Origin of the sequence: Collinsella aerofaciens ATCC 25986 (assembly GCF_964237925.1) — a bacterium.
GTDB classification, from domain to species: domain Bacteria; phylum Actinomycetota; class Coriobacteriia; order Coriobacteriales; family Coriobacteriaceae; genus Collinsella; species Collinsella aerofaciens_BJ.
The window spans coordinates 1-11,320 of sequence record NZ_CAXSKI010000007.1; the positions used below are offsets into that span (position 1 = coordinate 1).

An 11,320-nucleotide genomic window follows, 5' to 3' on the forward strand; every position below is an offset into this window, starting at 1 on the left:
TACCTCATCCTCGATGAACCGCTGAACGGCCTCGATCCGGGAAAGCGGAAAACCTCCTGCGACGCGATGCGCAGCGAAGTGGCGCGGGGACGCAGCGTGCTCATTTCAAGCCATCTACTCGACGACCTGGCAGACCTTACCAACTCGTTCTACTTCATCGAAGCCGGCACGCTCGTGGAAAAGATCAAGTCGTCCTCGCAGACGCTCAAGCAGGAATACCTCGATACATACGAGGGAGGTGAATGACATGAAACTATTTGAACAGCTGAAGTCCAATGCGTCGCGCATGGCTGTCTACGCCATCCTCGTGGCAACGGCTTTATGCGGAATCGCGGCACCCGTCTATGCGCTCAACGGGGAGAAAGGCGATGTCGAACCCGCGTACATGGCTTCGACGGTTAAGGACCGGTACAAAGCCTTCTCTGGAGACACGTTTTACGTAGCAGAGTACGACACGACCTACCGTCAGCTTCGCTACAACAAGGGCTACGACTATCTAGGCGCAGAGGCAATCAGCTATACGTCGGGTTGGTACCGCTCCAACTATGGACACATAACCCAGTTCAAGTGTAACTACCGTGTGTACAACTAAAGCAACCGGCTGGGACGAGGGGCGACGCAAAAGCGTCGCCCCCGTTTTTAACCATGTCAACTGAACCTAGTTCAGTTTGGTTGATTTCCGATCTCAGCCGAACACATTGAGCGGAAAGGCCGTTCCCGCAGTCAGTCGAACGTCCCCGGGGCCCTTCTCAGGCCCCGGGGACGGCATTTTCCCAGTTGAAGGAACGGTGGAGATGTGTTTCGATGGGTCAGATTCGTGTCGTTCCGAAAAGACCGTGAACCTTTTGTGGGACACGCGGCGCCGTGGTACCATAGCCAAGTTTGTTGTCTTGGTCGGAAACCAAGACGCCTTATGCGCTGATCGGTAACCAGCGCCTGACCAATAAGGAGTCCTACCATGAAGCAGGGTATCCATCCCCAGTATGTCGAGTGCACGGTGACGTGCTCCTGCGGCAACACCTTCAAGACGCACGCTACCGTGTCCGAGATGAAGGTCGAGCTTTGCAACGAGTGCCATCCGTTCTACACCGGCCAGCAGAAGTTCGTCGACACCGGTGGACGCGTCCAGCGCTTCGCCGACAAGTTCGGTGGCGCCGCTGCCGCCCAGCTCAAGAAGGCTGAGGAGGCCAAGGCTGCCAAGGCCGCCAAGGCTGCTGAGGCCGAGGCCGCTCGCAAGGCCGCCGCTGAGGCTAAGGCTGCCGAGAAGGCTAAGCGTGCCGCTAAGTTTGCCGAGGAGGCTGCCAAGCAGGCCGCCGAGGCTCCCGCAGAGGCTCCCGTCGAGGAGACCGCTGCCGAGGCCGAGACCACCGAGGCTGCTGAGTAAATAGCTCGCCGCGGAATCACTCGCATTCATGGCATAAGGGCCGTGCATCCGTTTGGGTGCGCGGTCCTTTTCTTTTTATTGGTGCAAACCAACCTGCCCCCATTGCACCAAATGGCAGAGAGGCGGCGTTTGCCCAGATAAAAACTGCCAAAATAAACCAGTCCCCTTTTGGCAGGTTGGTCGTAGTTATTACGTGGCGGTCGAGGTCGACCGTATAGGCCGCGCCTTGTTTGGCTAAAGTACAATCATCTGTGTTTAACTCGCCCGCAGCTGCACGGCGTGGGCGATGGCCAAAAAGGAAAACCACATGGGATTCATGTCAAAGCTGCTGTCCTTTGGATCCGATAAGGACCTTAAGCGCTATTACAAGATCGTCGACCAGATCAACGGTCTTGAGCCCCAGTTTGAGAAGATGACCGAGGAGGAGCTCCGCGGCCAGACCGATAAGTTCCGCGAGCGTTACGCCAACGGCGAGTCGCTCGACGACATGCTTCCCGAGGCCTTTGCCACCGTGCGTGAGGCTTCCAAGCGCACCATGGGCATGCGCCACTTTGACGTGCAGCTCATTGGCGCCATGGCACTGCACGAGGGCCACATTGCTGAGATGAAGACTGGCGAAGGTAAGACCCTCGTCTCCACGTTGGCCGGCTATCTCAACGCTATTGCCGGCAAAGGCGTACACGTCGTTACTGTCAATGATTACCTTGCCAAGCGCGACTCCGAGTGGATGGGCCGCATCTATAAGTACCTGGGCATGACCGTCGGTCTGCTCCAGAACAACATGCCGCTCGAGCTCAAGCGTCCGGCCTACCAGGCAGACGTCACCTACGGCACCAACTCCGAGTTCGGTTTCGATTACCTGCGCGACAACATGGTTACCCGTCCCGAGCAGCGCGTACAGCGCGGCCACAACTACGCCATCGTCGACGAGGTCGACTCCATCCTGATCGATGAGGCCAGGACGCCGCTCATTATCTCGGGCGCTGGCACCAAGTCCGCCAGTACCTACAAGGACTTCGCGCGTGCCGTGCGTGGCCTTGAGCGCGGCGAGGACGTGTCGCACGACATGCTCACCGCCACCGAGGATGCTGAACCCACGGGCGACTACGTCATGGACGAGGCCAAGCATACCATCGCCGCCACCGAGCGCGGCCTTAAGAAAATCGAGCGCCGCCTGGGTATCGATGACATCTATGCCGATCTCTCCGGCCAGCTGGTCAACCACCTGCAGCAGGCGCTGAAGGCCCAGTACATGTTCCACCGCGATAAACAGTACGTGGTCACCAACGGCGAGGTCAAGATCGTCGACGAGTTCACCGGCCGCATTATGGAAGGCCGCCGTTACTCCGAGGGCCTGCACCAGGCCATCGAGGCCAAAGAGGGCGTGCTCGTACGCGAGGAGAACCAGACCCTGGCCACCATCACCCTGCAGAACTACTTCCGTCTGTATGACAAACTCTCTGGCATGACCGGTACGGCGCTTACCGAGGACGCCGAGTTCCGCGAGATCTACAAGCTGCCCGTCGAGGTCATCCCCTCCAACAAGCCCGTGCAGCGCGTGGACCACGAGGACCTGGTGTACCGCACCATTCAGGCCAAGTACAACGCCGTTGCCGACGACGTTGAGCGTCGTCACGCCAAGGGCCAACCGGTCCTGGTGGGCACCGTCTCCATCGAGAGCTCCGAGAAGCTGTCCGCCGCCCTTACCAAGCGCGGCATCGCACACGAGGTCCTCAACGCCAAGCACCATGAACGCGAGGCCCACATCGTTGCCCAGGCCGGACGCTACGGCGCCGTGACCATCGCTACTAACATGGCCGGTCGTGGTACCGACATCCTGCTGGGCGGCAACCCCGACGAGCTGGTGCGCGAGCGCCTGGAGTACGAGGGCCTGACCATGGAGGACGTGACGCCCGAGCAGCTCGAGCAGTTTAACGCCGAGGCCAAGGAGACCTGCAAGGCCGAGCGCGAGCGCGTGCTTGCCGCCGGCGGCCTGACCGTTATCGGAACCGAGCGCCACGAGTCCCGTCGTATCGACAACCAGCTGCGCGGCCGCTCCGGTCGTCAGGGCGATCCGGGCGAGACCCAGTTCTACCTGTCGCTCGAGGACGACCTCATGCGCCTGTTCGGCGGCGACAAGATGGACCGCGTCTCCAAGATGATGGTCACGGCCGACATGGGCGACGACATGCCCATTCAGCACAAGATCATCTCCAAGGCCGTCGAGAGCGCCCAGCACAAGGTCGAGAGCATCAACTTCTCCATGCGTAAGAGCGTCCTTGAGTACGACGACGTCATGAACAAGCAGCGCCAGGTCATCTACGCCGAGCGCAATAAGATTCTGGACGGCAAGGACCTGACCGACCACATCACCGAGGTCATGCACGACACCGTGTACCGCTGCGTGCAGGAGTTCTGCACCAAGGACAGCCACGATGGCGAGCGCGACCTGGAGGGTCTGCGCAAGTGGGTTGTGGAGCTCACCGGCCACATCGATACGCCGAAGTTCCCCGACGAGGATTATGAGGCCCTGGCTGCCGATGTCCTGGCTTACGTAGAGAAGTGCTACAACATGAAGGCCGAGCGCTTGGGCGAGGACCTGATGCGCGAGCTCAACACCCAGGTCATGCTGCGCGTCATCGATACCCGCTGGATGAACTACCTGCAGGAGATGGACTACCTCAAGACCGGCATCGGCCTGCGCGGCTTTGGCCAGCGCGACCCGCTGGTTGAGTACAAGACCGAGGCCTACGGCGCGTTCCAGATACTCGTCGATACCATGTACGAGGATTATCTGCGTACGGTTCTGCGCATCGAGATCAAGGCTGCCCCGCGTGCCGTGGAGCACAAGGAGGAGCCCGCGCTCGAGGGTGCGCACTTCTCCGGTCCTGCCGAGGTCGATGGTGACAACGGCGGCTCGGTGCTGCGCAAGCAGGCGCAGGTGCAGGCCCGCACGGCTGTCCAGGGTGGTCCGGCTGCCGTCAACAACGGTGGCAAGGTGACCACCTATCGCAAGTCCGAGAGCGACGATCCGTACGTCAACGTGGGCCGCAACGACCCGTGCCCCTGCGGTAGCGGCAAGAAGTTTAAGTACTGCCACGGCAGGAATCGTTAATGGCTGAGGCTTTAGAGGTAACGCCCGCCGAGCTGGACGCGTTTGCGGACCGGCTCGGTGAGGTCGAGTCGTATCTCCACCTGGACGAGAAGCGTACCCGCGTGTTCGAGCTCGAGGCCAAAAGTGTTGCCCCTGGCTTTTGGGATGACGCCGACGCCGCCCGTGCCACCATGGAGGAGATCGCGCGCACCAAGGAAGATATCGCTGCTGTGGACACCGCGCGCGGCGAGCTTTCCGATGCCCGCGCCGCGCTGGAGCTTGCCGAGGAGATGGGGGATGACCCCGACGCCGCCGCCCTTCGCGAGGAGGCTGCAGCCACGGCTGAGCGCCTGGCCCGTGCCATCGATGAGCTTGAGCTTTCGAGCTGGTTTACCGGTGAGTTCGATCACGGCGATGCCATTGTGACCATCAAGCCCGGACAGGGTGGTCTGGAGGCCCAGGACTGGACCTTCATGCTCTTTAAGATGTACATGAAGTACTGCCAGCGTCGCGGCTGGAAGGTCACCATCAACGACTGTCCCGCGGCCGAGGTCATCGGCATTGACCGTGCGACCTTTACCGTCGAGGGCAAGGACGCATTTGGCATGCTGCGCGCCGAGGCCGGCGTCCACCGCTTGGTTCGCATTAGCCCCACCGACGACAAGAAGCGCCGCCAGACCACGTTTGCCGGCGTCGAGGTCATCCCCGTGCTACCCGATGATATCGACATCGAGATCAGTCCCGATGACATCCGCGTGGACGTGTACCACGCGAGCGGCCCGGGCGGTCAGGGCGTCAACACCACCGACTCCGCCGTGCGCGTGACGCATTTTCCCAGCGGCATTGTGGTCACCTGCCAAAACGAGCGCAGCCAGATTCAGAACAAGGCCGCGTGCATGCAGATCCTCAAGGCTCGCCTGTACGAGATTGAGCTCGAGAAGCGCGCCGAGGCGCTCGATGAGATCCGCGGACCCAAGACCACGATTGGTTTTGGCAACCAGATTCGCAGCTACGTGCTCTACCCGTACCAGATGGTCAAGGACTTACGCACGGGCGTGGAGACCAGCAATGTCGAGGCCGTCCTTGACGATGGCGACCTGGACCCGTTTGTTATTGGCTACCATCGCTGGGCTACCGGCAACGCCGATGCAGAAGGCTCGGAGGTCTAAAACATCGGGTGGCTTCAAGCCGATGCCAAGCCCAACGGTTGGACGGGTTTGTATCCAGAATAAACCCTGCGCAGGGGTGGTTTTTGTCCGGCGAATCGGTAGAATCGAATACAAGAAGAAGTTCAAAGCGCATCCGTTTGGGTGCGCTTTTTTGAGGGAGGCAGCATGGCATATCGTCTGGACATCAAGCGCATTCTTTCGATGAACTTCTTTCACGACCTGCCCCAGATCATGTTGGGGTGTGCCTTGGCCGCCATCGCGACCGACTTGTTTTTGATTCCCAACGGTCTTGCCGCCGGTGGCGTTACGGGCCTTGCCACCATTATCCAGGCGGTCGGCGCGGCGCGCGGCCTATCGCTTCCCGTTGGTATTCAGACGATCGTGATGAACGCCTTGCTGTTGTTGGTCGTTATGCGCGAGGGCGGCATGTTCTACGTGGTGCAGACCGCGACGGGCTTTGTGCTGCTGGGCTTCTTTACCGATCTGTTCGCCCCGTTTGTAGCACCTCTGGCGGATGCGGACCTGATGCTCCCTGCCATGTGGGGCGGCATTATTACGGGCATCGGTTACGGCATGGTGTTGCGCGCCGGCGCCAACACCGGCGGCTCGGACACGATTGGCCAAATCATCTCGCGTAACACCTCGCTGCCGGTGGGCTCGACCGTCATGGCGATCGATGTTGCCGTATGCGCGCTATCGGCTCCGGTCTTTTCAATCGAAAACGCACTGTATGCAGGCCTTTCGATGGTCATTAGCGGCTACGTGATCGATGCCGTGGTCGATGGTGGCAACAAACGCCGTATGGTACTCATCATCTCGGACAAGTTCCCTGATATCGCTGCCGATATCATGTATGGCCTGGGTCGTGGTTGTACCAAGTTTAAGGCGACTGGCATGTATTCGGGTGCCGAGAAGCCAGTGATTATGGTCATCGTGAGCCGTCGAGAGCTCAATACCCTCAAGACGATCGTGCGCGAGCGCGATCCTCATGCCATCGTGACGGTTGCCGACGTTACGGAAGCCTTCGGCGAGGGATTCAAGGACATTAGCGCGTAGGGTCGATCGCGTTCCATCCAAAAGACGTTCACATTGATAAACCGTTTCATCAGCGGTTCTGCCTGCTAAATTGTTCAAATAATGATAAAAACTCTGGTAAAGCCATCAGTTTCCAGCATAATGAATGACGTACGTGCATTGCGGCTGTGTTGGGATTACCTTTCCGTGCCGTGCGCATTTTGTCTAATGAGGATGAAAGGAAGGCACAATGAGCGACGAAGAGCTCAAAAAGGTTGCCAACGAGGTAAGGAAGGGCATCGTCACCGGCGTGCACGCTGCCAAGTCCGGCCATCCGGGCGGTTCGCTCGGCGCTGCCGACATCATGACCTATCTGTACTTTGAGGAAATGAACGTCGACCCGGCCGATCCCCGCAAGGCCGATCGCGACCGTTTTGTGCTCTCCAAGGGCCATTGCGCTCCGGGCCTGTACGCCGTGCTCGCCGAGCGTGGGTTCTTCCCCAAGGAGGATCTCGAGACGCTGCGCCATATCGGCAGCCACCTGCAAGGTCATCCCAACATGAACGACACCCCGGGCGTCGATATGTCCACCGGCTCGCTCGGCCAGGGCATCTCCGCCGCCGTGGGCATGGCGGTTGCCGCCAAGCACTGGGGCGATACTTACCGCACGTACGCCCTGCTGGGTGATGGCGAGAGCGAGGAGGGCCAGGTCTGGGAGGCAGCCATGTTTGCCGGCAACCATCAGCTCGATAACCTCTGCGTGATCGTCGACCACAACGGCCTGCAGATCGACGGCCCCGTCGAGGAGGTCAACGACCCCATGCCGCTCGCCGACAAGTTCCGCGCCTTTAAGTTCCACGTGGTGGAGCTTGCCGACGGCAACGATTTCGATCAGATCCGCGCCGCCTTTGCCGAGGCCCGCGCCACCAAGGGTCAGCCGACCGCCATCATCGCCGAGACCATGAAGGGCAAGGGCGTTTCCTTTATGGAGAACCAGGTTGGTTGGCACGGCAAGGCCCCCAACGATGAACAGTTTGAGCAGGCCATGGCAGAGCTCACGGCCGCCGGAGAGGAGCTCTAGGATGGCAGACGTCAAAAAAATCGCCACGCGCGTAAGCTACGGCGAGGCCCTCGTCGAGCTCGCCAACGAGCACGATGACTTTGTGGTCCTCGACGCCGACCTGGCCGCCGCCACGCAGACCGGCAAGTTCAAGGCCGCCTGCCCCGATCGTTTCTTCGATGTGGGCATTGCCGAGAGCAACCTGATGGGCGTCGCCGCCGGTATCGCGACCACCGGCCGCGTTGCCTTCGCGAGCACCTTTGCCATGTTTGCCGCCGGCCGCGCCTTTGAGCAGGTCCGTAACTCCATCGGCTACCCGCATCTCAACGTTAAGATCGGTGCCACGCATGCCGGTATCTCGGTGGGCGAGGATGGCGCCACGCACCAGTGCTGCGAGGATATTGCCCTCATGCGCGTCATCCCCGGCATGACTGTGATCGTTCCTGCCGACGACGTCGAGGCCCGCGCCGTAACGCGCGCCGCCTACGAGTGCGACGGTCCGGTGTACATGCGCTTCGCTCGTTTGGCCTCGCCGGTTATCAACGACCCCGAGACCTACAACTTCGAGTTAGGTAAGGGCATTGTCATGCGCGAGGGCGCCGACGTCACCATCATCGCCTGCGGCCTGATGGTCGGCGAGGCTCTCGAGGCCGCCGAGCAGCTCGCTGCCGAGGGCATCGACGCCGAGGTCATCAACATGCACACCATCAAGCCCATCGATGCCGACCTGATCGTCAAGAGCGCCACCAAGACCGGCCACGTCGTGACCGTCGAGGAGCATTCTGTAATCGGTGGCCTGGGCAGCGCCGTTGCCGACGTCCTGTGCGAGCAGTGCCCGACGCCCCTCAAGAAGATCGGCGTCAACGACACCTTTGGCGAGTCCGGCCCGGGTGCCGAGCTCTTGCACAAGTATGGCCTGGACGCCGCCAACATCGTGGCGACCACCAAGGAGTTCTTGGCATAAGGCAAGGCGGATCTCAAGGACTGCTTCGCCAGAACTATGGAAACCCGGCAGGGGCGCTCTCTTGGAGAGCGCCCCTGTTTCAGTTGCGGTGAAATAAGGACTGATTAGACCTTTTAACTGGTAAAACAGTCCCTATTTCACCGCAACTCATGAAGACGCCCCTCAAGCACGGTCCCATCAGGAAAAAGGGCATATATCGACAAAGCGCAATTCAGACCCTTCCAGCTTTGTATATGCAGCACCTCAAGATAAACGCGGCGACCCCTTAGTTATCGCAGGCCGGGCACAGGGTTACTCTCCAAATCTTTCCGCAGGACGGAGGAGCCCCCGCCGCGCGAAGCGCGCAGCGGGGGCTCCGACATGTCCGAGGACGATTTGGAGAGTAACCCTGTGTCCGGCCGACGGGATCCCTAACCACGCCATGCTTCTTATGTGCAGCAAAGCTAATGCTGCTAAAATACAAAGCGCTCATGTAGTTTAAACGCACGACGATAAGGAGCACCAGTGGGTAACCACTTCCGTACCTCCGGTGCGGGCGATGATGCCCCCAAGACGCAGGCAGGCGTCCAGGGCAGTCGTTTCGCCACTCCGGATTCAGAGGGCCAGCCTGTTGCTCAGGCCCCCGCTCAGCCGGCAGATCAGGCACAGCCGGCATCCGATCCCTTTGCCTACAATCCAACCAGCGATGTCGCGCTTTCCGGCACGGCGGGTTTTGAGCCCGTTCAGGCCGTGACCGCTCGCGTGGAGCAGCCTCAGGCTGGTGCCGCCACGCCGCAGCCTACCATGGCCGGCATTCCCGACCCCTTGGCCCCTGCGACGCCGGCTCCTCAGCCTGCGCAGTCCGGTCTCTTTGCCGCTATTCCCGACCCCACGCAGCCTGCTGCCCCGGTGGTCGAGAGCGATCAGGCAGCCGAGGTCGCAAGCCTCGATAACGCGCTCAACAACCCCGATTTTACGTCGGTGTTTGCGCCCATCGATCCGCAGGCCAGCCGCAAGAAGATGGCCAAGCAGGCCGGTGTCGAGCCCGTCATCCTTATGGAGCATGTCACCAAGATCTATCCGGCACAGCCCAACAAGCCTGCACTCGACGACATCAACATCGAGATCTATCCGGGCGAGTTCGTCTTCCTGGTCGGTCACTCCGGCTCGGGTAAGACCACGCTGCTGTCGACGCTCAACCGCGACGTCAAGCCGACGAGCGGCCGCATCCTGGTTGCCGGTCAGGACCTCATGAAGATCAAGAACCGCAAGGTTCCGTTCCTGCGCCGCCAGATTGGCGCCGTGTTCCAGGACTTTAAGCTTCTGCCGCAAAAGACCGCCTACGAAAACGTGGCGTTTGCCCTGCAGTGCATCGGCAAGCCCAAGGGCGTCATTCGCAGCCAGGTGCCCGAGGTGCTGCGCCTGGTCGGTCTGGCCGATCAGATGGACTCGCTGCCCGACCAGCTTTCCGGTGGCGAGCAGCAGCGCGTTGCCGTCGCCCGTGCTATGGTCAACCGTCCGCCGCTGCTGATCTGCGACGAGCCCACGGGCAACCTCGACCCGGCGATCTCGCTGGGCATCATGAAGCTGCTTGAGCGTATTAACCGCACCGGCACCACCGTGATCGTCGCCACGCACGACCGCGAGATGGTCGATAGCATGCACCGTCGCGTGATCGCCCTCGAGGGCGGTCACGTCATCCGCGACCAGGAGAGGGGAGGTTACGGCAACTATGGCACCAACTAACGTGGGCTACTCCTTCAAAGAGGCAATCAGCCACTTCTTCCGTAACTGGACTACCTCGCTCGGCGCCGTCATCACGATCTTCCTTTCGCTGTTTATCATCGGCCTGTTCATCATGGGCTCTGCGATGCTGAACTCCGTGATCGGCACCGTCGAGGATCAGGTTGTCATCAACGCGTTCATTAGTGATGACGCCGATCAGGCCGATGTTCAGGCTTTTGAGGCCGAGCTTAAGACGTGGAATAACGTCAAGTCCGTGACCTATAAGGACAAGGACGACGCGCTGGCCGAGTATACGAGCAAGATGTCGGGCAACGCCGACGCCACCATGAGCGCGCTCGATGGCCAGAACCCGCTGCCGGCTTCCTTCGCTATTGAGATGGACGATCCGTCCAAGGTCGAGAGCACGGCAAAGAAGCTCAAGAAGGATGCCGATTTCCAGAAGATCGCGGATGACGGCGACGTCAACGCGAGCGTGCTGTACGGCCAGGAGGAAGTGAGCCGCCTGTTCCAGGTGACCAACTACATCCGCATCGCCGCCGTGGTGCTCGTTGGTCTTCTGACCTTTATCGCATTCATCTTCATCAACAACACGATTCGCCTGTCCATCACGGCGCGTCGTCGTGAGATTGCGATTATGCGTCTGGTCGGCGCCAGCAACGGCTTCATTCGTGGCCCGTTTATCACCGAGGGCGTGCTGCAGGCCATTTTGGGCTCGCTGCTTTCCATCGGCGTTCTGGAGCTGCTGCGCAATCTGATGATTCCGCGTCTGCAGGAGAGCATCGGCTGGATGTCGTTTGCCCTGCCGATGCAGTACTACCTGGTGACCTATGCTGCGCTGATTCTGGTCGGTGTGATTATCGGTCTCTTTGGTTCTGCCATCGCCATGCGCCGCTACCTGCGCGTGTAGGCA

Annotated in this window: 9 protein-coding genes and 1 pseudogene; all 10 read left to right on the forward strand. The window is 60.5% G+C overall.

All coding sequences use genetic code 11. The features are described 5' to 3' along the window. A pseudogene (locus ACESWY_RS04540) lies at positions 1–246 on the forward strand (hypothetical protein); the annotation flags it as partial. Between the two features lies 1 nt (position 247). Beyond that, on the forward strand, positions 248–592 hold the full coding sequence (locus ACESWY_RS04545) for a hypothetical protein (RefSeq protein ID WP_006235302.1): 345 nt from the start codon (positions 248–250) through the stop codon (positions 590–592). Positions 593–958: 366 nt separating this feature from the next. Beyond that, on the forward strand, positions 959–1,384 hold the full coding sequence (rpmE, locus tag ACESWY_RS04550) for a 50S ribosomal protein L31 (RefSeq protein ID WP_055285657.1): 426 nt from the start codon (positions 959–961) through the stop codon (positions 1,382–1,384). 307 nt (positions 1,385–1,691) lie between these two features. Continuing rightward, positions 1,692–4,499, forward strand: a complete 2,808-nt coding sequence (gene secA / locus ACESWY_RS04555; RefSeq protein ID WP_373093136.1) for a preprotein translocase subunit SecA — start codon at positions 1,692–1,694, stop codon at positions 4,497–4,499. Next, a complete protein-coding gene (prfB, locus tag ACESWY_RS04560; protein WP_195521201.1) occupies positions 4,499–5,647 on the forward strand; it encodes a peptide chain release factor 2 in 1,149 nt (382 codons plus the stop codon). The genes secA and prfB overlap by 1 nt, the downstream gene beginning before the upstream one ends. A gap of 165 nt (positions 5,648–5,812) precedes the next feature. Continuing rightward, positions 5,813–6,703 carry a YitT family protein gene (locus ACESWY_RS04565; protein ID WP_195247200.1) on the forward strand — a complete coding sequence of 297 codons (891 nt, stop codon included), beginning with the start codon at positions 5,813–5,815 and terminating at the stop codon, positions 6,701–6,703. A 208-nt stretch (positions 6,704–6,911) separates the two neighbouring features. Then, a complete protein-coding gene (locus tag ACESWY_RS04570; RefSeq protein ID WP_225093804.1) occupies positions 6,912–7,742 on the forward strand; it encodes a transketolase in 831 nt (276 codons plus the stop codon). A gap of 1 nt (position 7,743) precedes the next feature. Further along, a complete protein-coding gene (locus ACESWY_RS04575; RefSeq protein WP_117769460.1) occupies positions 7,744–8,685 on the forward strand; it encodes a transketolase family protein in 942 nt (313 codons plus the stop codon). A 504-nt stretch (positions 8,686–9,189) separates the two neighbouring features. After that, entirely contained in the window at positions 9,190–10,410 is a 1,221-nt protein-coding gene (gene ftsE, locus ACESWY_RS04580; RefSeq protein WP_022094244.1) for a cell division ATP-binding protein FtsE, read from the forward strand. After that, positions 10,397–11,317, forward strand: coding sequence for a permease-like cell division protein FtsX (ftsX, locus tag ACESWY_RS04585; RefSeq protein ID WP_117769462.1), 921 nt, complete (start codon positions 10,397–10,399; stop codon positions 11,315–11,317). The genes ftsE and ftsX overlap by 14 nt, the downstream gene beginning before the upstream one ends. Positions 11,318–11,320 lie beyond the last annotated feature (3 nt).